This is a genomic window from Pedobacter alpinus (assembly GCF_042684645.1).
GTDB lineage: Bacteria > Bacteroidota > Bacteroidia > Sphingobacteriales > Sphingobacteriaceae > Pseudopedobacter > Pseudopedobacter alpinus.
The window spans coordinates 618,590-639,411 of record NZ_JBHULV010000008.1; the positions used below are offsets into that span (position 1 = coordinate 618,590).

Annotated in this window: 35 protein-coding genes; 34 read left to right on the forward strand and 1 reads right to left on the reverse strand. The window is 34.5% G+C overall.

All coding sequences use genetic code 11. The annotated features are described in order from the left end of the window. Positions 1–168: 168 nt before the first annotated feature. From rplC to ACFSSE_RS04005, 33 genes are all read left to right on the forward strand, one after another. Positions 169–786 (forward strand): 50S ribosomal protein L3, encoded by a 618-nt coding sequence (gene rplC / locus ACFSSE_RS03845; protein WP_379041256.1) that lies wholly within the window; start codon positions 169–171, stop codon positions 784–786. 1 nt (position 787) lies between these two features. Beyond that, a complete protein-coding gene (gene rplD / locus ACFSSE_RS03850; RefSeq protein WP_379041257.1) occupies positions 788–1,417 on the forward strand; it encodes a 50S ribosomal protein L4 in 630 nt (209 codons plus the stop codon). Between the two features lies 1 nt (position 1,418). Next, positions 1,419–1,709, forward strand: coding sequence for a 50S ribosomal protein L23 (gene rplW, locus ACFSSE_RS03855; protein WP_379041258.1), 291 nt, complete (start codon positions 1,419–1,421; stop codon positions 1,707–1,709). Positions 1,710–1,716: 7 nt separating this feature from the next. Continuing rightward, on the forward strand, positions 1,717–2,541 hold the full coding sequence (gene rplB / locus ACFSSE_RS03860) for a 50S ribosomal protein L2 (protein ID WP_379041259.1): 825 nt from the start codon (positions 1,717–1,719) through the stop codon (positions 2,539–2,541). After that, complete coding sequence (gene rpsS / locus ACFSSE_RS03865) at positions 2,541–2,807, forward strand: 30S ribosomal protein S19 (RefSeq protein WP_379041260.1); 267 nt, start codon at positions 2,541–2,543, stop codon at positions 2,805–2,807. Before rplB ends, rpsS begins: the two co-directional genes overlap by 1 nt. 6 nt (positions 2,808–2,813) lie before the next feature. Next, positions 2,814–3,176, forward strand: a complete 363-nt coding sequence (gene rplV, locus ACFSSE_RS03870; RefSeq protein ID WP_379041261.1) for a 50S ribosomal protein L22 — start codon at positions 2,814–2,816, stop codon at positions 3,174–3,176. A gap of 6 nt (positions 3,177–3,182) precedes the next feature. Beyond that, the gene (gene rpsC, locus ACFSSE_RS03875; protein WP_379041262.1) at positions 3,183–3,989 is read left to right on the forward strand and encodes a 30S ribosomal protein S3; all 807 of its coding nucleotides are present in this window, start codon (positions 3,183–3,185) and stop codon (positions 3,987–3,989) included. 39 nt (positions 3,990–4,028) lie between these two features. Then, positions 4,029–4,451, forward strand: a complete 423-nt coding sequence (rplP, locus tag ACFSSE_RS03880; protein ID WP_379041263.1) for a 50S ribosomal protein L16 — start codon at positions 4,029–4,031, stop codon at positions 4,449–4,451. 71 nt (positions 4,452–4,522) lie between these two features. Then, positions 4,523–4,735 carry a 50S ribosomal protein L29 gene (gene rpmC / locus ACFSSE_RS03885; protein ID WP_379041264.1) on the forward strand — a complete coding sequence of 71 codons (213 nt, stop codon included), beginning with the start codon at positions 4,523–4,525 and terminating at the stop codon, positions 4,733–4,735. A gap of 14 nt (positions 4,736–4,749) precedes the next feature. Further along, on the forward strand, positions 4,750–5,004 hold the full coding sequence (gene rpsQ, locus ACFSSE_RS03890) for a 30S ribosomal protein S17 (protein WP_379041265.1): 255 nt from the start codon (positions 4,750–4,752) through the stop codon (positions 5,002–5,004). Between the two features lies 1 nt (position 5,005). Further along, positions 5,006–5,374 carry a 50S ribosomal protein L14 gene (gene rplN / locus ACFSSE_RS03895; RefSeq protein WP_379041266.1) on the forward strand — a complete coding sequence of 123 codons (369 nt, stop codon included), beginning with the start codon at positions 5,006–5,008 and terminating at the stop codon, positions 5,372–5,374. A gap of 1 nt (position 5,375) precedes the next feature. Beyond that, positions 5,376–5,708 (forward strand): 50S ribosomal protein L24, encoded by a 333-nt coding sequence (gene rplX / locus ACFSSE_RS03900; protein WP_379041267.1) that lies wholly within the window; start codon positions 5,376–5,378, stop codon positions 5,706–5,708. Continuing rightward, entirely contained in the window at positions 5,708–6,277 is a 570-nt protein-coding gene (gene rplE / locus ACFSSE_RS03905; RefSeq protein WP_379041268.1) for a 50S ribosomal protein L5, read from the forward strand. Before rplX ends, rplE begins: the two co-directional genes overlap by 1 nt. After that, complete coding sequence (gene rpsN, locus ACFSSE_RS03910) at positions 6,270–6,539, forward strand: 30S ribosomal protein S14 (protein ID WP_379041269.1); 270 nt, start codon at positions 6,270–6,272, stop codon at positions 6,537–6,539. Before rplE ends, rpsN begins: the two co-directional genes overlap by 8 nt. Before the next feature lie 76 nt (positions 6,540–6,615). Further along, positions 6,616–7,014: a 30S ribosomal protein S8 gene (gene rpsH, locus ACFSSE_RS03915; protein WP_379041270.1), complete on the forward strand. Its 399-nt coding sequence runs from the start codon at positions 6,616–6,618 to the stop codon at positions 7,012–7,014. A gap of 16 nt (positions 7,015–7,030) precedes the next feature. Next, positions 7,031–7,588, forward strand: coding sequence for a 50S ribosomal protein L6 (rplF, locus tag ACFSSE_RS03920; protein WP_379041271.1), 558 nt, complete (start codon positions 7,031–7,033; stop codon positions 7,586–7,588). 5 nt (positions 7,589–7,593) lie between these two features. Then, a complete protein-coding gene (rplR, locus tag ACFSSE_RS03925) occupies positions 7,594–7,950 on the forward strand; it encodes a 50S ribosomal protein L18 (protein ID WP_379041272.1) in 357 nt (118 codons plus the stop codon). Positions 7,951–7,964: 14 nt separating this feature from the next. After that, positions 7,965–8,483 carry a 30S ribosomal protein S5 gene (rpsE, locus tag ACFSSE_RS03930; RefSeq protein WP_379041273.1) on the forward strand — a complete coding sequence of 173 codons (519 nt, stop codon included), beginning with the start codon at positions 7,965–7,967 and terminating at the stop codon, positions 8,481–8,483. Positions 8,484–8,487: 4 nt separating this feature from the next. Then, on the forward strand, positions 8,488–8,667 hold the full coding sequence (rpmD, locus tag ACFSSE_RS03935) for a 50S ribosomal protein L30 (RefSeq protein WP_379041274.1): 180 nt from the start codon (positions 8,488–8,490) through the stop codon (positions 8,665–8,667). Positions 8,668–8,672: 5 nt separating this feature from the next. Then, complete coding sequence (gene rplO / locus ACFSSE_RS03940; protein ID WP_379041275.1) at positions 8,673–9,119, forward strand: 50S ribosomal protein L15; 447 nt, start codon at positions 8,673–8,675, stop codon at positions 9,117–9,119. Positions 9,120–9,128: 9 nt separating this feature from the next. Next, positions 9,129–10,463 carry a preprotein translocase subunit SecY gene (gene secY, locus ACFSSE_RS03945; RefSeq protein WP_379041276.1) on the forward strand — a complete coding sequence of 445 codons (1,335 nt, stop codon included), beginning with the start codon at positions 9,129–9,131 and terminating at the stop codon, positions 10,461–10,463. Positions 10,464–10,469: 6 nt separating this feature from the next. Next, positions 10,470–11,252: a type I methionyl aminopeptidase gene (gene map, locus ACFSSE_RS03950; protein WP_379041277.1), complete on the forward strand. Its 783-nt coding sequence runs from the start codon at positions 10,470–10,472 to the stop codon at positions 11,250–11,252. Positions 11,253–11,323: 71 nt separating this feature from the next. Beyond that, positions 11,324–11,542: a translation initiation factor IF-1 gene (gene infA, locus ACFSSE_RS03955; RefSeq protein WP_017257530.1), complete on the forward strand. Its 219-nt coding sequence runs from the start codon at positions 11,324–11,326 to the stop codon at positions 11,540–11,542. Between the two features lies 1 nt (position 11,543). Next, positions 11,544–11,660, forward strand: coding sequence for a 50S ribosomal protein L36 (gene rpmJ / locus ACFSSE_RS03960; protein WP_008506259.1), 117 nt, complete (start codon positions 11,544–11,546; stop codon positions 11,658–11,660). 24 nt (positions 11,661–11,684) lie between these two features. Further along, positions 11,685–12,062: a 30S ribosomal protein S13 gene (gene rpsM / locus ACFSSE_RS03965; protein WP_379041278.1), complete on the forward strand. Its 378-nt coding sequence runs from the start codon at positions 11,685–11,687 to the stop codon at positions 12,060–12,062. Positions 12,063–12,078: 16 nt separating this feature from the next. After that, positions 12,079–12,468, forward strand: coding sequence for a 30S ribosomal protein S11 (gene rpsK / locus ACFSSE_RS03970; protein WP_379041279.1), 390 nt, complete (start codon positions 12,079–12,081; stop codon positions 12,466–12,468). Positions 12,469–12,531: 63 nt separating this feature from the next. Next, positions 12,532–13,140, forward strand: a complete 609-nt coding sequence (gene rpsD, locus ACFSSE_RS03975) for a 30S ribosomal protein S4 (RefSeq protein ID WP_379041280.1) — start codon at positions 12,532–12,534, stop codon at positions 13,138–13,140. 89 nt (positions 13,141–13,229) lie between these two features. Continuing rightward, complete coding sequence (locus ACFSSE_RS03980; protein ID WP_379041281.1) at positions 13,230–14,222, forward strand: DNA-directed RNA polymerase subunit alpha; 993 nt, start codon at positions 13,230–13,232, stop codon at positions 14,220–14,222. Between the two features lie 106 nt (positions 14,223–14,328). After that, entirely contained in the window at positions 14,329–14,871 is a 543-nt protein-coding gene (gene rplQ / locus ACFSSE_RS03985) for a 50S ribosomal protein L17 (RefSeq protein WP_379041282.1), read from the forward strand. Between the two features lie 111 nt (positions 14,872–14,982). Further along, on the forward strand, positions 14,983–15,408 hold the full coding sequence (locus tag ACFSSE_RS03990) for a MarR family winged helix-turn-helix transcriptional regulator (RefSeq protein ID WP_379041283.1): 426 nt from the start codon (positions 14,983–14,985) through the stop codon (positions 15,406–15,408). Beyond that, complete coding sequence (locus ACFSSE_RS03995) at positions 15,405–16,424, forward strand: NAD(P)/FAD-dependent oxidoreductase (protein ID WP_379041284.1); 1,020 nt, start codon at positions 15,405–15,407, stop codon at positions 16,422–16,424. Before ACFSSE_RS03990 ends, ACFSSE_RS03995 begins: the two co-directional genes overlap by 4 nt. A gap of 2 nt (positions 16,425–16,426) precedes the next feature. After that, the gene (locus tag ACFSSE_RS04000; RefSeq protein WP_379041285.1) at positions 16,427–16,747 is read left to right on the forward strand and encodes a 2Fe-2S iron-sulfur cluster-binding protein; all 321 of its coding nucleotides are present in this window, start codon (positions 16,427–16,429) and stop codon (positions 16,745–16,747) included. A 41-nt stretch (positions 16,748–16,788) separates the two neighbouring features. After that, positions 16,789–18,087 carry an NAD(P)/FAD-dependent oxidoreductase gene (locus ACFSSE_RS04005; RefSeq protein ID WP_379041286.1) on the forward strand — a complete coding sequence of 433 codons (1,299 nt, stop codon included), beginning with the start codon at positions 16,789–16,791 and terminating at the stop codon, positions 18,085–18,087. A gap of 71 nt (positions 18,088–18,158) precedes the next feature. On the opposite strand, the gene ACFSSE_RS04010 is transcribed toward ACFSSE_RS04005, so the two are convergent. After that, complete coding sequence (locus ACFSSE_RS04010) at positions 18,159–20,063, reverse strand: amidophosphoribosyltransferase (RefSeq protein WP_379041287.1); 1,905 nt, start codon at positions 20,061–20,063, stop codon at positions 18,159–18,161. 330 nt (positions 20,064–20,393) lie between these two features. On the opposite strand from ACFSSE_RS04010, the gene ACFSSE_RS04015 reads away from it, so the two are divergent. Beyond that, positions 20,394–20,819 (forward strand): hypothetical protein, encoded by a 426-nt coding sequence (locus ACFSSE_RS04015; protein ID WP_379041288.1) that lies wholly within the window; start codon positions 20,394–20,396, stop codon positions 20,817–20,819. Positions 20,820–20,822 lie beyond the last annotated feature (3 nt).

The window sequence follows — 20,822 nt, forward strand, 5'->3', positions numbered from 1 at the left end:
CAATTTTAGCATTGCTATTTGGTGTTAATAAATTATTAAAAATTTTCTTCATAACTATTTGATTATTAATAAGACTTTCATATCTTTGCCGTCCGCCAATAGGCGGATACTATGTCCCACCTTGAACGAAGCCCTACTGCTTCGATGGGTGTTAATTAAAATAAAGAAATGTCAGGAATAATTGGAAAAAAAGTAGGAATGACCAGCATATTCGACGCAGACGGTAGAAACATACCATGTACTGTTATAGAAGCTGGCCCTTGTGTTGTAACACAAGTGAGAACCATCGAAGTTGATGGCTATGCTGCGGTGCAGTTAGCTTACGATGAGAAAAAAGAGAAGAACACTTCTGCTCCCCTAAAAGGTCATTTTGCAAAGGCTAACACAACTCCAAAGCGTAAGCTTGTTGAGTTTAAGTACTTTACAGAAGAGAAAACTTTAGGTGAGGTTGTTGATGTCAATCTTTTTTTAGAAGGAGACTACGTTGATGTAGTGGGTACTTCTAAAGGTAAAGGATTTCAAGGTGTTGTGAAACGCCACGGATTTAGCGGTGTGGGTATGCAAACTCACGGTCAGCATAACCGTTTAAGAGCTCCAGGTTCGTTAGGTGCGTCATCATACCCTTCAAGAGTATTTAAGGGAATGAGAATGGCTGGAAGAACTGGTGGTGATAGAGTGAAAATCCAGAATCTTCAAATCGTTAAAGTATTTGCAGAGCAAAATTTATTAGTAGTAAGCGGATCAATTCCAGGAGCTAAAGGTTCGTACGTATTAATCGAGAAGTAAGATGGAAGTTAAAGTATTAAACGTCTCAGGTAAAGAAACAGGTGCCAAGGTGCAGCTTTCTGAGGCTATCTTCGGTATTGAGCCTAATGATCACGCAATTTACTTAGATGTAAAGCAGTATTTAGCAAATCAACGTCAAGGGACTCACAAGTCTAAACAACGTAATGAAATTGCAGGTTCAACTCGTAAGTTGTACAAACAAAAAGGAACAGGTGGCGCAAGAGCTGGTAGTATTAAATCTCCATTATTTAATGGTGGTGGTAGAGTATTTGGTCCTCAACCTCGTGATTATAGCTTTAAGTTGAATAAAAAACTTAAAGAATTAGCTCGTAAATCAGCTTTAGCTTATAAAGCAAAAGATAATAGCGTTGTTGTATTAGAAGATTTTAACTTCGATACCCCAAAAACTAAGAATTTTGTAAGCTTAATAAGTGCATTAAATTTATCAGAAGAAAAAACATTAATTGTTCTTTCAGCTGCAAATGATAATGTTTACTTAGCAAGTAGAAACTTACAAAAAACTAAAGTTATCACTGCTGATCAGTTAAATACATACGATGTATTGAACGCAGGAAAATTAGTATTCACTACCGGTTCGGTAAAAAAATTGGAGGAGGCATTAGCCAAGTAATATGGACATTTTAAAAAGACCTGTATTAACAGAAAAAGCTAATTCACTAACTGAAAAATTGAACCGTTATACTTTTCAGTGTGATCACAGAGCTAACAAGTTGCAGATTACATCTGCCATTGAAGCCATGTATGGTGTAAATGTAGAGTCAGTAAATACAATGGTTGTAGTTGGTAAATTAAAAACCCGTTCAACTAAGGCTGGCATGGTATCAGGTAGAGCTGCTAAAATTAAAAAAGCAGTTATTACTTTAAAAGAAGGTGAAATTATTGACTTTTATAGCAATATTTAATTAAATTATGGGCTTAAGAAAATTTAAACCAGTTACCCCTGGAACTCGTTTCAGAGTTGGTAATGATTTCACAGAAATCACTACTCGTACTCCTGAAAAGACGCTTGTTGTAAAACAAAGCAAATCTGGTGGTCGTAATAATTCTGGTAAAATGACTATGCGTTATATCGGTGGGGGACACAAGCAATTGTACCGATTAATAGATTTTAAACGCGATAAAAAAGATATCCCTGCAACAGTAGCAACAATAGAATACGATCCAAATCGTACTGCCCGTATTGCGCTGTTACATTACGTAGATGGTGAAAAAAGATACATCATTGCTCCTGAAGGATTACAAGTAGGTACTACTGTAATTGCTGGAGATGCTGTAGCGCCTGATCTAGGTAACAACATTAAGTTGGCTAACATTCCATTAGGTTCTCTTGTGCATAACATAGAGTTAACTCCTGGTAAAGGTGGTCAGATTGCAAGAAGCGCTGGTTCTTATGCTCAATTAGCGGCAAGAGACGGTAGATATGCAACTGTTAAAATGCCTTCTGGTGAAACTCGTATGATTTTGGTTACATGTACTGCTACCATTGGTACAGTATCTAACTCAGAACATGCTAACGAGGTTTTAGGTAAAGCTGGTAGAAAACGCTGGTTAGGCCGTCGTCCAAGAGTAAGAGGTGTTGCCATGAACCCTGTCGATCACCCAATGGGTGGTGGTGAAGGAAGATCATCAGGTGGTCACCCACGCTCAAGAAAAGGTTTATTATCTAAAGGATTTAAAACCCGTGACAAAAAGAAATACTCAAATCGTTTCATCATAGATAGGAGGAAGAAATAATGGCTCGTTCGATTAAAAAAGGACCTTATATAGATCATAATGTAGAGAGAAAAGTTTCTACAATGAATGACGCAGGTAAAAAGACCGTAATTAAAACATGGTCAAGAAGATCAATGATATCTCCGGATTTCGTAGGTCACACATTCGCAGTACACAACGGAAATAAATTTATTCCCGTTTATGTAACTGAGAACATGGTTGGTCACAAATTGGGAGAGTTTGCTCCAACCAGAACATTTAGAGGTCACGCTGAAAAAAGAAAATAATAAGCAATGGAAGCAGTAGCAAAATTAAATAATTGCCCAACTTCACCTCGTAAAATGAGACTGGTAGTAGACTTGATCAGAGGTGAACGTGTTGAAAAGGCACTTTACATATTAAAATATACCAATAAAGAAGCAGCAATAAGAGTTGAGAAACTATTATTATCAGCTATCAAAAATTGGGAATCTAAAAATGAGGGTCAACGCCCAGAAGAAGCTCAACTGTTTGTGAAAACAATTATGGTTGATGGCGGACGTCAATTAAAGCGTTTAAGACCAGCTCCTCAGGGTCGTGGATATAGAATACGTAAGCGTTCTAACCATGTAACTTTGGTAGTAGATAGTAAGAACGTTGAACCTCAAACTAATTAATAAGAAATGGGACAAAAAGCAAATCCAATAGGTCTTAGATTAGGTATCGTACGTGGTTGGGATTCTAACTGGTACGGTGGTAATAAATATGCTGACAAATTAGTTGAGGACGAAAAAATTCGTAAATACTTATCTGCTCGTATAGCAAAAGGTGGTGTTTCTAAAGTTGTTATCGAAAGAACTTTAAAACGTATCACTGTAACTATACACACAGCTCGTCCAGGTATTGTAATCGGTAAAGGTGGTTCAGAAGTTGATAAAATCAAAGAAGAGTTAAAGAAATTAACTAAGAAAGATGTTCAAATCAACATTTTTGAAATTAAACGCCCAGAGCTTGATGCACAATTAGTTGCAGACGGTGTTGCAAAACAATTAGAGGCTAGAATTTCTTTCAGAAGAGCAATGAAAACTTCTATTGCTGCAACCATGAGAATGGGAGCAGAAGGAATTAAAATCATGTGTTCTGGTAGATTAGGTGGAGCAGAGATGGCTCGTAGCGAACAATATAAAGATGGAAGAACTCCATTACATACTTTGAGAGCTGATATAGACTATGCTTTAGGTGAAGCTTTAACTACTTATGGTAAAATAGGTATTAAGGTTTGGATTTGTAAAGGCGAAGTTTATGGTAAGAGAGATCTTTCTCCTAACATAGGTGCAAACACTGGTAAAGGTGGTAAACCAGAAGGTGGTGGTTTCGGCTCACGCGATAACCGTGGTGGTGCAGACAGAAAACCAGGAAACCGTGGCGGTGGTAATAACCGTGGTGGTGGAGCTGGTGCAGGTGCCGGTGCTGGAAGAGGAAAGAGATAATTATTAAGAAAAATCGTTTTAACGAAAAAAGACAAAGTAATGTTACAGCCAAAAAGAACGAAGTTCAGAAAGATGCAAAAGGGCAGAATGAAAGGTTTAGCCTCTCGTGGTGCTGAGTTATCTTTCGGTTCATTCGGAATTAAATCATTAGAAGAATGCTGGATCACCAGCCGTCAGATAGAAGCTGCTCGTATTGCCGTAACACGTTTTATGAAACGTGAGGGTCAAGTGTGGATTCGTATATTTCCTGACAAACCAGTAACCAAAAAACCTGCAGAGGTTCGTATGGGTAAGGGTAAGGGAGCTCCAGAATATTGGGTTGCCGTTGTAAGACCAGGAAGAATCCTTTTCGAAGCTGAAGGAGTACCATATGAAGTAGCTAAAGAAGCAATGCGTTTAGCAGCTCAAAAATTACCAGTTCAAACAAAATTTGTAGTACGTAGAGATTACGTAGAAGCATAAAAATCGGTTTTTAGTTTTTTTTGTTGGCCGTTACCTAACAAAGACAACTTTAACTATTAACTAACAATAAAATGAAATACTCAGAAATCAAAGACCTGTCAAACGAAGAAATCGTTACCAGGATTCAAGAGGAGAAAGCAACTTTAACTAAATTAAAGTTTGCTCATGCAGTTTCTGCTATAGAAAATCCTACAAGAATTAATAAGGCGAGAAAAGACCTCGCTCGTTTCAATACCGAATTAACTCAGCGCAAGGCTAAGGCAGTTTCTGAAAGTAATTCATAATTTTTAAAGTCGAAATGGAAAGAAAATTAAGAAAAACAAGAACTGGGTTGGTGATGAGCAACAAAATGGACAAGTCTATTGTAGTTGCAGTTGAGCGTAAAGTGAAACACCCAATTTATGGTAAGTTCGTAAAAACGACTACCAAATTTATGGCTCATGACGAGAAGAATGATTGCGGTATCGGTGATACCGTCCTGATCATGGAGACACGTCCGCTGAGTAAGAACAAGAACTGGAGATTAGTTGAAATTGTAGAAAGAGCTAAATAAGATGGTACAACAGGAATCACGATTAAACGTAGCCGACAACTCAGGAGCTAAATCAGTTTTAGTTATTAGAGTATTGGGCGGTACCGGTAAAAGATATGCTTCTATAGGAGACAAAGTGGTAGTAACTGTAAAAAGTGCTATTCCATCTGGAAACATTAAAAAAGGAACAGTATCTAAAGCCGTAGTTGTAAGAACTAAAAAAGAAATTAGAAGAAAAGACGGTTCTTATATCCGTTTTGACGATAATGCAGCTGTTTTGTTAAACGCACAAGATGAGCCAAGAGGAACCCGTATTTTCGGTCCTGTTGCAAGAGAGTTGCGTGAAAAACAATTCATGAAAATTGTATCATTAGCACCGGAGGTTTTGTAATATGGAAAAGAAAAACGTAAAACTAAACATCCGTAAAGGTGATTTAGTAAAAGTGATAGCAGGCGATTCAAAAGGACAGCAAGGTAAAGTTTTAGAAGTAATTACTAAAACAAGCCGTATTTTAGTAGAAGGAGCCAATATGGTTTCTAAACATACTAAACCAAATGCTGCTAATCCTAACGGTGGTATCAACAAAATGGAAGCCCCAATTCATATTTCTAATATCATGTTAGTAGATCCTAAATCAGGAAATGCAACAAGAATTACTAGAAAGAGAAATGAAGATGGGAAAGTAATTAGAATAGCTAAAAAATCTGGGGAGGAAATTAAGTAATGGCTTACGCACCAAGATTAAAAAATAAATACAAAGAGGAAATTGTTAGCGCTTTAAAGGATAAATTCCAATACAAAAGTGTTATGCAAGTACCTAAGTTACAAAAAATTGCTATCAACCAAGGTGTTGGAGCAGGTGTAACTGATAAGAAAGTTGTAGAATCTGCAATTTTAGAATTAACTACAATTACTGGTCAACAAGCAGTTTCAGCTAAATCTAAAAAAGATATTTCAAACTTTAAATTACGTAAAGGTATGCCAGTTGGTGTACGTGTTACTTTACGCGATAATCAAATGTTTGAATTTTTAGATCGTTTAATTTCTGTAGCTTTACCACGTATCCGTGATTTCAAAGGAATTAATGATAAAGGTTTTGACGGAAACGGTAACTACACATTAGGAGTATCAGAACAAATTATCTTCCCTGAGATCAACATTGATAAAATCAATAAGATACAAGGTATGGATATTACTTTTGTAACTAGTGCAAGTACAGATTTAGAAGCATTAGAATTGTTGAAACAATTCGGATTACCATTTAAAAATCATAATATAGTTAACAATGGCTAAAGAAGGAATAAAAGCTCGCGAACTAAAGCGTCAAAAAATGGTAGAGAAATACGCTGAGAAAAGAGAAGCATTAAAAGCTGCTGGCGATTTCGAAGGTTTAGATAAACTACCAAAAAACTCTTCTCCAGTACGTTTACACAACAGATGTAAATTAACTGGTCGTCCAAGAGGTTATATGCGTCAGTTTGGTATTTCACGTGTTACTTTCCGTGAAATGGCTCTAGCAGGAAAAATTCCAGGCATCAGAAAAGCCAGCTGGTAATTATCAATAGTGAATTAATAAGAATTTTTTGTACCTTTGCGGTCCGAAAAATTCTTTTTATTTATATAACAATAAAATGTATACAGATCCAATAGCAGATTATCTTACAAGAGTAAGGAATGCCATCAAGGCCAACCACAGGGTTGTTGAAATTCCTGCATCAAACCTCAAAAAGGAAATTACAAAAGTACTTTTTGACAAAGGTTTCATTACGAATTACAAGTTTGAAGACAATGATGTTCAAGGTACTATTAAAGTAGCTTTAAAATATCATCCAATCACTAAAATTCCAGCTATCCGCAGTATTGCGAGAGCGAGTAAACCAGGTTTGAGGAAATATGCAGGTATGGGCAATATGCCCAGAGTATTAAATGGTTTAGGAATCGCCATCATGTCAACTTCTAAAGGTGTAATGACCGATAAAGAAGCTAAACAGCTGAATGTAGGTGGTGAGGTTTTATGTTACGTTTACTAATTAGGAGGAGAGAGATATGTCAAGAGTAGGTAAAGCCCCAATTACAATCCCAAGTGGAGTAACATTAAACGTTTCTAAAGATAATTTAGTAACAGTTAAAGGACCAAAAGGAGAATTAAGTCAACAAGTAGATGCAGATATTACTGTATCTCAAGAAGACGGAAATATTTTGGTTACACGTCCATCTGAGCAAAAGCGTCACAAAGCATTACATGGTTTGTACAGAGCTTTAATTAACAACATGGTTGTTGGTGTAACAGAAGGATATAAATTACAGCAAGAATTAGTAGGTGTAGGTTACAGAGCAACAAATCAAGGTAATACCTTAGATTTAGTGTTAGGTTATTCTCACCATATTGTTTTTGCTCTTCCTCCAGAAATTACAGTTGCTACAACAGCAGAAAAGGGAAAAAATCCAACAATTATTTTAGAATCTATTGATAAGCAGTTGTTAGGTCAAGTTGCTGCAAAGATTCGTTCATTAAGAGCCCCAGAGCCATACAAAGGTAAAGGTATTAAGTTTGTTGGAGAGCAATTGAGAAGAAAAGCAGGTAAGTCAGCATCTAAAAAATAATTGTCATGGCAGGAAGAATTAAATTGTCCCGCAGGGATAGAATAAAAAAAGGTATCAGAAAAAGAATTTCTGGTTCTACAGAGCGTCCACGTTTATCTGTTTTCAGAAGTAACAAAGGAATATATGCTCAAATCATTGATGATATTGCTGGCAAAACATTAGTTGCTGCTTCATCTTCAGAGAAAGATTTCAGTTCAAAAGGTCCAAAAATAGACCAGTCTAAGGAAGTAGGAAAAAAAGTTGCTGAGAAAGCAATTGCAGCTGGGATAACAGAAGTAGTTTTTGATAGAAATGGTTACTTGTACCATGGCCGAATTAAGTCTTTGGCTGAAGGTGCTCGTGAGGGTGGTTTAATCTTTTAATTTTAGAAGTACAGATGTCAACTATAAATATAAAAAGAGTAAAAGCAAACGAGATTGAATTAAAAGATCGTTTGGTTAGCATCCAACGTGTTGCTAAGGTTACTAAAGGTGGTCGTACTTTCAGTTTTTCAGCTATCGTAGTGGTGGGTGATGAGAATGGAGTAGTAGGTTACGGTTTAGGTAAAGCAAAAGAGGTTACCGAAGCAATTGCTAAGGGAATTGATGATGCGAAAAAGAATTTGGTGAAAGTGCCAATTATTAATAACACTATACCACATGAGCAAATTGGTAAATTTTCTGGAGGTTTTGTTTTCTTAAAACCTGCTGCAAATGGTACTGGTGTAATTGCTGGTGGTGCGATGAGAGCTGTGTTAGAATCTGCTGGTGTACATAACGTATTAGCAAAGTCTAAAGGTTCTTCTAACCCACACAACGTGGTTAAAGCTACTATCTCTGCATTATCTCAATTAAGAGATGCGCATACAGTAGCTCATCAAAGAGGTGTTTCATTAAATAAAGTTTTTAACGGTTAAGAAGATGGCTAAGATAAAAATCACCCAGATTAAGAGCGTTATTGATAGAAGTGAACGCCAAAAAAGAACGATGCAGGCTTTAGGTTTAACTAAAATCAGCAGCAGCGTAGAAGTAGAAGCTAATCCGGCAATTATTGGAATGGTGAAGAAAGTAAATCATTTGGTAGCCATAGAAAAAGTATAATTACCATGAATTTAAGTAATTTAAAACCTGCAGAAGGTTCAACAAAAAACAGAAAAAGAATTGGTAGAGGTACCGGTTCTGGACGTGGAGGAACATCAACACGTGGACATAAAGGTGCTGGATCTCGTTCTGGTTACAAGTCAAAAGTAGGTTTCGAAGGTGGTCAAATGCCTTTGCAACGTCGTGTGCCTAAAGTTGGATTTAAAAATCCAAACAGAGTAGAATATGTAGGTATCAATCTTGATATTTTACAAAAAATAGCTGAAAAATTTGATTTAAAAGTTGTTACTTTCGATATTATGAAAGAACATGGTTTAATCTCTAAAAATGATTTAGTAAAAATCATGGGAAGAGGCGAAATCAAAGTTAAATTAGAAGTTAAAGCACATGCATTTACAGCTGCAGCTCAAAAAGCTATTGAAGCTTTAGGTGGTACTGTAGAAAAAATATAATTTTAGTTAATGAAGAAGCTGTTCACAACATTATCCAATATTTGGAAAATTGAGGAATTAAGAGTGCGTATTTTATACACGCTCTTAATTCTTTTAGTATATAGAATTGGTTCATTTATCGTATTACCTGGTGTAGATCCAAGTTCTTTAGATAACCAAGACGCCAAAGAAGGCTTGTTAGGGTTATTAAATATGTTTGCAGGAGGTTCATTCTCTAGAGCATCAATTTTTGCCTTAGGAGTAATGCCATATATCTCTGCGTCTATTGTTGTTCAGCTTTTAGGTATTGCAGTTCCTTACTTTCAAAAGATGCAGAAGGAAGGAGAGAGTGGAAGGAAGAAAATCACCCAAATTACTCGTTACCTAACTATTGGTATTACAGCTTTACAAGCAATTGGATATGTTAAATCACAAATTGCTCCAGATGCTAGATTAATATCAGAGCCTTTATTTACAATATCTTCAATGATAATTTTAACTGCCGGAACCATGTTTGTAATGTGGATGGGAGAAAAAATCACCGACAAAGGTATTGGAAATGGTATATCTATATTAATAATGGTTGGTATTATTGCTCAATTGCCTTACGGTATTGGTGCAGAGTTTATCAGTCGTCAGAACGGACAAGGTGGTTTAATTGCTTTCTTTATTGAGTTTGTAGCATTATTTGCTGTAGTTGTATTTACCGTTTTAGTAATACAAGGAACACGTAAAGTGCCAGTGCAGTATGCTAAGAAAATAGTTGGTAACAAACAGTACGGCGGAGTTAGACAGTATATTCCTTTAAAGCTTAATGCTGCAGGGGTTATGCCTATTATTTTTGCGCAAGCAATTATGTTTATACCTTCAACAATTGGTCAGTTTTTCCCAAATGCACAATCAGCAACTCTAGCTTCTTTTAGCGATTACACTTCATGGCAGTATAATTTAACGTTTGCTATTTTAATTATTCTGTTTACTTTTTTCTATACAGCTATAACGATTAATCCTAATCAAATGGCTGATGATATGAAAAAGAATGGTGGTTTTGTTCCCGGTATAAAACCAGGTAAAACAACAGCCGATTTTATAGACGGGATAATTTCAAAAATAACATTCCCAGGTTCTGTATTTTTAGCAATAATAGCAATCTTACCTTCTTTTGCAATCATTGCAGGAGTTAACTCTCAGTTTGCACACTTTTTTGGTGGCACTTCATTGTTAATTTTAGTAGCCGTTGTTTTAGATACTTTACAACAAGTAGAGAGTCATTTATTAATGCGTCATTACGATGGATTAATGAAAACTGGTAGAATTAAAGGACGTACTCCTGTAGCGGGTGTCGGTTCCGAAGCGGTGATCTAGTTGAAAATGTCTAAAATAATTTTTAAATCTGACGAGGAAATTGAACTGATAAGAATAAGTTCATTATTAGTTTCTAAAACTCATGCAGAAATAGCTAAAGTTATTGGAGAAGGAGTTGCAACCAAGCACATAAATAAGATTGCTGAAGAATTTATTAGAGATAATAATGCAACACCAGCTTTTTTAAATTATAACGGGTTTCCCTATACTTTGTGCATTTCTTTAAATGACCAAGTAGTACATGGCTTTCCTGGTAATTATGAATTAAGAAGTGGAGATATTGTTTCTGTAGATTGTGGTGTAATTAAAGATAAATATTTTGGTGATTCTGCTTATACATTTACCATTGGTGAGGTAGCAGAGGAAAGCAAGAGATTATTAGAAGTTACTAAAGAATGCTTAACATTAGCAATAGAAAAAGCAGTAGTAGGTAATAGAATTGGCGACATAGGTTTTGCGTGTCAACAACATGCAGAAAAGCATGGTTACGGTGTTGTTAAAGAATTGGTTGGACATGGTGTTGGTAAAAGATTACATGAGAAACCAGAAGTTCCAAATTACGGTAAAAGAGGATCAGGTATTAAGTTAGAGGAAGGAATGGTGATTGCCATTGAGCCTATGATTAATGCTGGAAAAGCTGGAGTAAAGTTTTGGGAAGATGGTTGGACGGTATCTACAATTGACAAAAAGCCATCAGCACATTTTGAACACACAGTGGCAATTAAGAAGGGTAAAGCCGATATTTTGTCAACTTTTGAATACATTGAAGAAGTTTTAAATAAAAAATAGGAATTTAAATTTTTTTACTTAATTTTGCGTCCCGCTTTGGGCGGTGCTAATTAAGTAAAAATCAAAGAAATATGGCTAAACAATCCTCTATAGAGCAAGACGGAATAATAAAAGAAGCGTTGTCTAATGCAATGTTTCGTGTTGAACTGGAGAATGGTCATGAGATTATCGCACACATTTCGGGTAAAATGAGAATGCATTACATTAAAATTTTACCTGGAGACCGTGTTAAATTGGAGATGTCTCCTTATGATCTTACAAAAGGTAGAATAACTTATAGGTATAAATAAAATGAAAGTTAGAGCATCCATTAAAAAACGCAGCGCTGATTGCAAAATTATTCGCAGAAAAGGTAAACTTTATGTTATCAACAAAAAGAACCCTAAGTACAAACAGCGTCAAGGTTAATTATTAAACTATCAACAGAAAAAAATGGCAAGGATAGCAGGTATTGATTTACCAAAAAACAAAAGAGGAGAGATCGGCCTTACTTATATCTTCGGAATTGGAAGAAGCACTGCACAATCTATATTGGAGCAAGCTAACATCAGCGTAGATAAAAAAGTTCAAGAATGGACCGATGAAGAATTAACAGCGATCCGTAACATTATCAATGAATCTATCAAAGTAGAAGGACAACTTCGCTCTGAGGTTCAGTTAAACATTAAACGTTTAATGGATATTGGATGTTACAGAGGACTACGTCACAGGAAGGGTTTACCACTACGTGGACAGAGAACCAAAAACAATTCTCGTACCCGTAAAGGAAAGAGAAAAACTGTTGCGAACAAGAAAAAGGCTACTAAATAATAATTGATAGTAAAAAATGGCTAAGTCAAAAAAAGTTACTAAAAAGCGTATTGTTGTAGTGGAGGCCGTAGGTCAAGCACACATCAACGCTACATTTAATAACATCATTATCACTCTTACCAACAACCAAGGTCAAACAATCTCTTGGTCTTCAGCTGGTAAGCAAGGATTTAAAGGTTCTAAAAAGAACACACCGTATGCTGCTTCACAGGCTGCAATAGATTGCGGTAAAGTTGCTCATGATTTGGGTTTACGTAAAGTTGAGGTTTTTGTTAAAGGTCCAGGTTCTGGTCGTGAATCAGCAATCCGTACTTTACAAAATTCAGGATTGGAAGTAACAACTATTAAGGATATTACTCCACTTCCGCACAACGGATGTCGTCCACCAAAAAGAAGAAGAGTTTAATTAATTATTTTTAAAGATAAGATTCTTCCAATACTGTTGGGATGATACTTTAAAACAAAAAAAATGGCAAGATATACAGGTCCAAAATCAAAGATAGCCCGTAAATTCAGAGAACCAATTTTCGGTCCTGATAAGGCATTAGATAGAAAAAATTACCCTCCCGGACAGCATGGCGCTTCTAAAAGAAGAGGAAAGCAGTCGGAGTATGCAACTCAGTTACAAGAGAAGCAAAAAGTAAAATACACTTATGGTGTATTAGAGAAACAATTCTCAAACTTGTTCAAAAAAGCTTCTGCTAAAGAAGGTATCACGGGAACAAACTTATTACAATTGTTAGAAGCAAGATTAGACAATGCAGTTTACCGTTTAGGTATTGCACCAACAAGATCTGGGGCTCGTCAATTGGTATCTCACAGACACATTACCGTTAATGGTTCAGTAGTTAACATTCCTTCTTATACTTTAAGAGCTGGAGATGTTGTACAGGTTAGAGAGAAATCTAAAACTTTAGAAACCATTACAAATTGTGTTGCTGGCCGTATGATTAATAAATACAATTGGTTAGAGTGGGACGCAAAAGAACTATCTGGTAAATTTTTACAATATCCTGAACGTGATAGTATTCCTGAGAATATCAAGGAAAACTTAATCGTCGAATTGTACTCTAAATAATGATAATTTATAATTGCTGGTTGTTTGAAATAAATGGCCAGCAATTATTTATTTTATCTAAAAATTAACGATTAACATAAGGCAAATAAATGACAATTTTAGCATTTCAGAGACCCGATAAAGTGATTATGCAGAAATCAACAGATTTCGATGGTACGTTTGAATTTCGTCCGTTGGAACCTGGATTTGGTGTTACAATAGGTAATTCACTTAGAAGAATTCTGCTTTCTTCTTTAGAAGGTTACGCAATTACTTCAGTTCGTTTTTCAGGTGTTTCTCATGAATTCTCTACCATTAAAGGTGTAGCAGAAGATGTGGTAGACATTATCTTGAACTTAAAACAAGTACGTTTTAAGAAAACAGGTGATTCTGGCGATACCGAGAAGATATTTGTGATTATAAACGGTCAAGAGTCTTTTAAAGCTGGTGACATCACTAAATTCTCTAACAATTTTGAGGTTTTAAACCCTGATTTTGTTATTTGTAATATGGAAGATTCTGTTACTTTAGAAATAGAATTAACTATTAATAAAGGTAGAGGATATGTTGCTGCAGAAGAAAATAAAAATGCTGATGCACCAGTTGGTGTAATTGCCATAGATTCTATCTACACGCCAATTAAAAATGTTAAATATACTATTGAAAACTTTAGGGTAGAACAAAAAACTGATTACGAAAAATTGGTTTTAGACATTACTACTGATGGTTCAATTCATCCAGAAGAAGCATTAAAAGAAGCTGCTAAAATATTAATACAGCACTTTATGTTGTTCTCTGATGAAAACTTGGTATTAGAATCACAAGCTAAAGAAGAAACTAAAGAAGTTGATGAAGAAGTTTTACATATGCGTAAAATTTTAAAGACTGAATTAGTTGATTTAGATCTTTCTGTAAGAGCATTAAATTGCTTAAAAGCAGCTGATATCAGGTCTTTAGCTGAATTGGTTTCTTACGATGTTGCTGATATGTTAAAATTCAGAAATTTCGGTAAAAAATCTTTAACAGAGATTCAAGAATTAGTTAAATCAAAAGGTTTATCTTTTGGTATGAACTTGTCTAAATTTAAATTAGACGAAGAATAGTCCCTAAATCCCCTGAAGGGGACTTAGTTATTAATGTGAAAATGCCGCATAATTCCCGGTTCGCCAATTTAGGCTTGAGCTGACGGTATGCGCAAATAAATAGAAAATGAGACACGGAAAAAAATTCAATCACTTAGGTCGTAAAACAGCACACAGAAAATCAATGTTGGCTAACATGGCTTCATCTTTAATTGAGCACAAGCGTATAACTACAACTGTTGCCAAAGCTAAAGCCTTACGTATTTATGTTGAACCTTTGATTACAAAATCAAAAAGTGATACTACACATTCTCGTCGTACTGTATTTGCTTACTTACAAAATAAGGAAGTTGTAACTACATTATTCAGAGAAGTTGCAGAAAAAGTAGCTAATCGTCCAGGTGGATATACCCGTATTGTGAAATTGGGTAATCGTTTAGGTGATAACGCTGAAATGGCAATGATTGAGTTAGTTGATTTCAACGAAACATACAATACAGAAGCTAAAGTAGAGAAAAAATCTACTCGTAGAAGAGGTTCAAAAACTAAAAAAGCAGATGATGCACCCGTTGCAGAAAAAGCTGAAGTAGTTGAAGAAGCTCCAGTTGCTGAAGAAACACCTGCTACCGAAGAGGCTGCGGATTCTAAAGAAGAAAAATCAGCTGAATAATATTTTTAAAAGAAAGTATTTTAAAAACCTCCAACATTTATATGTTGGAGGTTTTTTTATGCTATAATATTTATTATACTTATATTTGTTGTACTAATTATTATTACAGTAATGGAAGAGTTTAGTATGTATTCGCATCTTTTGGACAAAACGTCAAAAAAGGTAAAGCAGTATGCACAACAAAGATTTAATGAAGAAAATTTTGACATCACCATAGATCAATGGGTTATTCTAAAAAACTTAGTGGAGAACAATGATCAAAATCAAAGTCAATTAGCATTATTAACAGGCAAAGATAACCCAACTTTAACAAGGATATTAGATTTATTAGTAAAGAAAGGTTTGGTAGAAAGAAAATCTAAAGAAGATGATAGAAGAAGTTTTATTATTCATTTAACTGATTTGGGTAAGGAAAAACAAAAAGAATGGGCGCCAAAAGTTACTGAGATTAGAAAAAAGGCATGGGAGAATTTAACAGAACAAGATTATAAAGATTTAACAAGAATTTTAAATACTATTTATCAATCATTGTCATGAGTGAGATTAAAAATATAGTCACAGATTTATGTATTATTGGTGCAGGTCCAGTAGGATTATTTGCAGTTTTTGAAGCAGGACTATTAAAGATGCGTTGCCACTTGGTAGATGTATTGCCTCAAGTTGGTGGTCAGTTGTCAGAAATTTATCCTCAAAAGCCAATTTATGATATACCTGGTTTTCCTGAAATTAAAGCTCAAGTTTTAATAGATAATTTAATGGAACAGATTAAACCATTTAACCCCGGATTTTCATTAGGCGAGCGTGTTGAACAATTAATTAAAAACGATGATGAAACTTTCAATGTTAAAACTAGTGATGGAACAATTATAAATTGTAAGACCGTTGTTATTGCAGGCGGTTTAGGTTGTTTTGAACCTCGTAAACCAGATATTGAAAATTTATTAAATTTTGAAGGTAAGGGAGTTAATTATATGGTTAAGGATCCTGAATTTTACAGAGGTAAAAAAGTAATACTTGCCGGCGGTGGAGATTCTGCGTTAGATTGGACAATATACCTTGCCAACATTGCAAAAGAGGTAACTTTAGTGCATAGGGGTGATACGTTTAGAGGTGCGCCAGACTCTGCCGAAAAAGTTTTTAATTTAGCTGAAGCAGGTAAAATAAATTTAATTCTTTCTTCTCATTTGGTTAAGATTGAAGGTTCTGAGTTATTAGAAAAAGTTTATTTGATAGATAAAAATAAGCAAGAACATGTTTTGTTAGCAGATAATTTAATTCCACTGTTTGGTTTAAGTCCGAAATTAGGCCCAATAGCTGATTGGGATTTGAGCATTAATAAATCTGCAATAGAGGTTAATACCGAGGACTATTCTACAAATATTAAAGGAATTTATGCAATTGGAGATATAAATACTTACAAAGGGAAGCTGAAATTAATTTTAAGCGGCTTTCATGAAGCTGCTTTAATGGCTCAAAGTGCTTTTAAATTTGTTTATCCTGATGCTAAACTTTCTTTTAAATACACCACCGTTTATGGTGTTAATAGCTTTTAGATATGATTAATTTTACGGTAATAGACAGAGACGGTGCTGGAAAGCTAATTGAAGTGCCTGAAGGCATTAACTTAAATTTGATGGAGGTTCTTAAAGCATCAGAATATGATATTTTAGCAACTTGCGGTGGTATGGCATTATGTGCCACTTGTCAAATTGAAGTTATACGAGGCCTAGAAAATCTAAAGCCTGCTGAGGATAACGAGTTGAATATGTTAGACACTTTACCTAATGTAAGTATAGACAGCAGGTTGGCATGCCAATTGAGCGTTAGCGAACAATTAGAAGGGATTATTGTTAAGATTAATAGTGATTTGTTTTAATATACTCAATTTTAGTTTGAAATTGAATAGCATAAATAGAAATGAAAAATAAAAATACTCAATTTCCAAAAGTTTTAATTATTGGTGGAGGTTTTGGAGGAATACAATTAGCGAAGAAATTAAAGAATAAGGAAGTAGATGTTTTGATGTTAGACAGGCATAATTACCACACTTTTCAGCCTTTATTGTATCAAGTTGCTACTGGTGGATTAGAACCAGATTCTATTGCATTTCCGTTGAGAAAAGTTTTTAAACATCAAAAAAGATTTAATTTTAGGGTGGCAGATGTATTGCAAATTTTGCCAAATGAAAAAAAGGTAATTACTGATATTGGTGATTACGATTACGATTATTTGGTACTAGCTACAGGTTCTGAGACTAATTTTTTTGGACAAAAGGAGATTGAACATTTTTCTATGCCAATGAAAACGGTTCCCGAAGCTTTAAATATGCGTTCTTTAATTCTTCAGAATTTAGAAGAAGCTCTTATAGAGAAAGACCCTATCCGTAAAGAGGCGTTGATGACTTTTGTGGTTGTTGGAGGTGGACCAACAGGAGTGGAGACAGCTGGTGCTTTAGCAGAACTAAAAAATCATGTTTTGGTGAGCGATTATCCGGAATTGGATATCGCAACTATGAAGATTTTCTTATTGGAAGGAAGTGAAAGGGTTTTAGAGCCATTTTCGGAACAAGCATCAGCGAAAGCTAAAGAATTTTTAGAAGATTTGGGTGTTGTTGTAATGGAAAAAACTAGGGTTAACCATTACGATGGCGATACGATAACTTATAATACCACTGAAAAAATTACGACTAAAGGTGTAATTTGGAGTGCGGGTGTTAAAGGTGCTTTAATACCAGGTTTAGATGAAGCTGAGATAGTAAGAGGAGGAAGAATTAAAACAACCAACTATAATAAAATTGTTAATTACAATGATATTTTTGCTATTGGTGATTTAGCCTACATGGAAACTAAGGAGTTTCCAACCGGGCATCCTGGTGTTGCCCAGGTTGCCATACAACAAGGGAAACAATTAGGTGATAATTTAATTAGAATCTTGAATAATGAAAAGCCACTTGATTTTGATTATTTTGATAAAGGTTCAATGGCGACAGTAGGCAGAAATAAAGCAGTTGTAGATTTAAAATATTGGAAATTTCAAGGATTCTTTGCTTGGTTAACTTGGATGTTTATACACCTACTTTTTTTGGTAGGTTTTAGAAACAAAGCAGTTACTTTAATGAACTGGATTATTAATTACTTTAGTTACGATAGAGGAACACGAGTGATTATCCGGAAATTTAATAGAGAATTAATGACTGAAGAAACAGTAGCAAAATAGACTTTTATTAAAATACCTACAAACAAAAAATCCCGATTCATTCGGGATTTTTTGTTTAAAATTAATTTATTTTATAAATATGCTCTTGCATTTTTACCTTCCATCCAATTCATAAATGCTCTATTTACAACTTTGTTTCCACCTGGAGTAGGATAGTTTCCAGAAAAATACCAATCTCCTAAATGGTTAGGACAAGCCTCGTGTAAACCTTCTAAAGTTTGATAAATCACTTCTACCTTTGCCGCTATTTCTTTAGGGGTTATTATTTCTGCAATTTTAGCTGATATTTCTGTGGGACTAAAAGGGCTGTAAATAGCTTTTACATGATTAATTACTTCTTCTTTAGGTAAATTTGCCTGAGCTTTACATTTTGAGTAAACATCTGCAATTACCTGCTCCATACCTCTTTCTTTTAATAATGTAATGGCAGCTTCAAAGGCAACAAACTCACCCATCCGGCTCATATCAATTCCGTAACAATCTGGGTAACGTATTTGTGGTGCAGATGATACAATGATGATTTTAACTGGCCCTAATCTGTCAAATATTCTTAAAATACTTTGTTTTAAGGTAGTTCCCCTTACTATAGAATCATCTAAAGCTACAATAGTATCAATATCTCTTCTTACCAAACCATAAGTAGTATCGTAAACATGGGCAACCATATCACTACGTTCAGCATCTTGCGTAATAAAAGTACGCATTTTTACATCCTTTATAGCTAATTTTTCTACCCTTGGAGTAACTTTTAAAATACGATCTAATTCTTCGTCTGTTAAATTATTACGGCTATTTACTAGAGCGTCTCTTTGAGTTTTAACTGTGTAGCTATGTAAACCTTCCACTAAACCATAAAATGCAACTTCAGCTGTATTTGGTATGTAAGAAAAAACAGTATTTTCAATATCGTGATTTACACTTTCTAAAATTCTGTTAGTTAATAAATTCCCTAACTGTTTACGTTCCTTATAAATATCGGCATCACTTCCTCTCGAAAAGTAAATTCTCTCAAAAGAACATGCTTTTTTCTCTACTGGTTCTCTAAAAATTTCTTCCGTTACCGTACCATCTTTTTTGATAATCATAGCATGACCAGGCTTTATTTCCTTTACCTGTCCAATTTTAATGTTAAAAGCGGTTTGTAATGCAGGTCTTTCAGATGTCGCTACAAAAATTTCATCATCTTGGTAATAATAAGCTGGTCTAATTCCCGCTGGGTCTCTTAAAACAAAGGCATCGCCATGTCCAAAAATACCTGCAATGGTATAACCACCGTCCCATGTTTTTGCAGATTTTTTTAATATCCGGTTTACATTTAAATGGTTACCAATTAATTGCGAAATTTCTGCGTTATCATAACCTTCTCTCTTAAACTTATCAAACAAAAATTGATTTTCATCGTCTAAAAAGTGGCCTATTTTCTCTAAAACGGTAACTGTATCTGCTCTTTCTTTAGGGTGTTGCCCTAAATCATATAACTGCTGTAAAAGTTCATCAACATTAGTCATGTTAAAATTACCAGCAATTACAAGATTACGGCTTTTCCAATTGTTTTGACGTAAAAATGGATGACAAGCCTCTACACTATTATTGCCATGAGTACCATAACGTAAATGACCTAACAAAACTTCGCCAGTAAAACTTACATTTTCTTTTAACCAATTTGCATCATTAAGTAATTCTGGATTTTGTTTTTCAACTGCCGCAAATTTTTTCATCACGTAAGAAAAAATATCTTGAACAGCATTTTTTTCCATGGAGCGGTAACGACTGATATATCTGTTTCCGGGTTTAATATCCAATTTTATGGTAGCAATACCAGCACCATCTTGGCCGCGGTTGTGCTGTTTTTCCATCAACAAATACAGCTTATTTAAACCGTAAAGTGATGTTCCATATTTTTCCTGGTAATATTCTAAGGGTTTTAATAATCTGATGAATGCTATTCCACATTCGTGTTTTATCTGATCGCTCATTATTGTGTGTTAATGAAGCTCACAAAATTAGCACTTTATTAGGTTTTGAGAAATTAAAAACGTTATATACCTCATATTTATTTATTTCTTTTATAAGGTGTTGATTTACATTGCTTTGTTTAGTTATTTCAGTTTTAATAATTTTTTAATTTTTAAAACATAATTGTTTTAAAACGGAATTTAAGAAAGTGTTTTTTTAGTATGACTTGTTTTAAGGACGGTGAAATAGATTGCTAAAGATTTGAAAATGGATATTTTTAAAGGTTAAAGGCAGTTTTTATAAAATGGTCTTTTAATTGTAAGCTATAACAAAACAATCCTTATAAAATTATGAAAAAATTAAATGTTGTAGCTGGTTTATTATTAATAATGTCTCCGGCTTTAGTTATGGTTTCTTGTACAAATAACGATTCTAAGTATAAAAACTTGCAAACTGGTGAAAAAGTCTATATCATACAATCCGAATCAGGACAAGCTATTGATAGTATTAGCGGAAGCCCTGTAGAGTTTTACGTGAATACAGAAACTCAAGATACAATATATGGTGAAACTGGTGAAGTGGTAAATAACAAATTAATTAAAACTTCTGATGATGTTTACAAATTAGATGAAAGCAAGTTTAAGACAGAAATTGAAGAGATGATGGAAAGTGATGATGTGAAAATTAAAGTTGATGGTGATGATATGAAAATCAAAACTGATGATAAAAAGATTAAGATTGAAGACGGTGAGAAAAAAGTAAAATACGATAACTAATTT

What these genes read in the sequence shown, in the direction of transcription:
- rplC (WP_379041256.1), top strand. Translation starts at nt 169, where the DNA reads ATGTCAGGAATAATTGGAAAAAAAGTAGGAATGACCAGCATATTCGAC.
- rplD (WP_379041257.1), top strand. Translation starts at nt 788, where the DNA reads ATGGAAGTTAAAGTATTAAACGTCTCAGGTAAAGAAACAGGTGCCAAG.
- rplW (WP_379041258.1), top strand. Translation starts at nt 1,419, where the DNA reads ATGGACATTTTAAAAAGACCTGTATTAACAGAAAAAGCTAATTCACTA.
- rplB (WP_379041259.1), top strand. Translation starts at nt 1,717, where the DNA reads ATGGGCTTAAGAAAATTTAAACCAGTTACCCCTGGAACTCGTTTCAGA.
- rpsS (WP_379041260.1), top strand. Translation starts at nt 2,541, where the DNA reads ATGGCTCGTTCGATTAAAAAAGGACCTTATATAGATCATAATGTAGAG.
- rplV (WP_379041261.1), top strand. Translation starts at nt 2,814, where the DNA reads ATGGAAGCAGTAGCAAAATTAAATAATTGCCCAACTTCACCTCGTAAA.
- rpsC (WP_379041262.1), top strand. Translation starts at nt 3,183, where the DNA reads ATGGGACAAAAAGCAAATCCAATAGGTCTTAGATTAGGTATCGTACGT.
- rplP (WP_379041263.1), top strand. Translation starts at nt 4,029, where the DNA reads ATGTTACAGCCAAAAAGAACGAAGTTCAGAAAGATGCAAAAGGGCAGA.
- rpmC (WP_379041264.1), top strand. Translation starts at nt 4,523, where the DNA reads ATGAAATACTCAGAAATCAAAGACCTGTCAAACGAAGAAATCGTTACC.
- rpsQ (WP_379041265.1), top strand. Translation starts at nt 4,750, where the DNA reads ATGGAAAGAAAATTAAGAAAAACAAGAACTGGGTTGGTGATGAGCAAC.
- rplN (WP_379041266.1), top strand. Translation starts at nt 5,006, where the DNA reads ATGGTACAACAGGAATCACGATTAAACGTAGCCGACAACTCAGGAGCT.
- rplX (WP_379041267.1), top strand. Translation starts at nt 5,376, where the DNA reads ATGGAAAAGAAAAACGTAAAACTAAACATCCGTAAAGGTGATTTAGTA.
- rplE (WP_379041268.1), top strand. Translation starts at nt 5,708, where the DNA reads ATGGCTTACGCACCAAGATTAAAAAATAAATACAAAGAGGAAATTGTT.
- rpsN (WP_379041269.1), top strand. Translation starts at nt 6,270, where the DNA reads ATGGCTAAAGAAGGAATAAAAGCTCGCGAACTAAAGCGTCAAAAAATG.
- rpsH (WP_379041270.1), top strand. Translation starts at nt 6,616, where the DNA reads ATGTATACAGATCCAATAGCAGATTATCTTACAAGAGTAAGGAATGCC.
- rplF (WP_379041271.1), top strand. Translation starts at nt 7,031, where the DNA reads ATGTCAAGAGTAGGTAAAGCCCCAATTACAATCCCAAGTGGAGTAACA.
- rplR (WP_379041272.1), top strand. Translation starts at nt 7,594, where the DNA reads ATGGCAGGAAGAATTAAATTGTCCCGCAGGGATAGAATAAAAAAAGGT.
- rpsE (WP_379041273.1), top strand. Translation starts at nt 7,965, where the DNA reads ATGTCAACTATAAATATAAAAAGAGTAAAAGCAAACGAGATTGAATTA.
- rpmD (WP_379041274.1), top strand. Translation starts at nt 8,488, where the DNA reads ATGGCTAAGATAAAAATCACCCAGATTAAGAGCGTTATTGATAGAAGT.
- rplO (WP_379041275.1), top strand. Translation starts at nt 8,673, where the DNA reads ATGAATTTAAGTAATTTAAAACCTGCAGAAGGTTCAACAAAAAACAGA.
- secY (WP_379041276.1), top strand. Translation starts at nt 9,129, where the DNA reads ATGAAGAAGCTGTTCACAACATTATCCAATATTTGGAAAATTGAGGAA.
- map (WP_379041277.1), top strand. Translation starts at nt 10,470, where the DNA reads ATGTCTAAAATAATTTTTAAATCTGACGAGGAAATTGAACTGATAAGA.
- infA (WP_017257530.1), top strand. Translation starts at nt 11,324, where the DNA reads ATGGCTAAACAATCCTCTATAGAGCAAGACGGAATAATAAAAGAAGCG.
- rpmJ (WP_008506259.1), top strand. Translation starts at nt 11,544, where the DNA reads ATGAAAGTTAGAGCATCCATTAAAAAACGCAGCGCTGATTGCAAAATT.
- rpsM (WP_379041278.1), top strand. Translation starts at nt 11,685, where the DNA reads ATGGCAAGGATAGCAGGTATTGATTTACCAAAAAACAAAAGAGGAGAG.
- rpsK (WP_379041279.1), top strand. Translation starts at nt 12,079, where the DNA reads ATGGCTAAGTCAAAAAAAGTTACTAAAAAGCGTATTGTTGTAGTGGAG.
- rpsD (WP_379041280.1), top strand. Translation starts at nt 12,532, where the DNA reads ATGGCAAGATATACAGGTCCAAAATCAAAGATAGCCCGTAAATTCAGA.
- ACFSSE_RS03980 (WP_379041281.1), top strand. Translation starts at nt 13,230, where the DNA reads ATGACAATTTTAGCATTTCAGAGACCCGATAAAGTGATTATGCAGAAA.
- rplQ (WP_379041282.1), top strand. Translation starts at nt 14,329, where the DNA reads ATGAGACACGGAAAAAAATTCAATCACTTAGGTCGTAAAACAGCACAC.
- ACFSSE_RS03990 (WP_379041283.1), top strand. Translation starts at nt 14,983, where the DNA reads ATGGAAGAGTTTAGTATGTATTCGCATCTTTTGGACAAAACGTCAAAA.
- ACFSSE_RS03995 (WP_379041284.1), top strand. Translation starts at nt 15,405, where the DNA reads ATGAGTGAGATTAAAAATATAGTCACAGATTTATGTATTATTGGTGCA.
- ACFSSE_RS04000 (WP_379041285.1), top strand. Translation starts at nt 16,427, where the DNA reads ATGATTAATTTTACGGTAATAGACAGAGACGGTGCTGGAAAGCTAATT.
- ACFSSE_RS04005 (WP_379041286.1), top strand. Translation starts at nt 16,789, where the DNA reads ATGAAAAATAAAAATACTCAATTTCCAAAAGTTTTAATTATTGGTGGA.
- ACFSSE_RS04010 (WP_379041287.1), bottom strand. Translation starts at nt 20,063, where the DNA reads ATGAGCGATCAGATAAAACACGAATGTGGAATAGCATTCATCAGATTA.
- ACFSSE_RS04015 (WP_379041288.1), top strand. Translation starts at nt 20,394, where the DNA reads ATGAAAAAATTAAATGTTGTAGCTGGTTTATTATTAATAATGTCTCCG.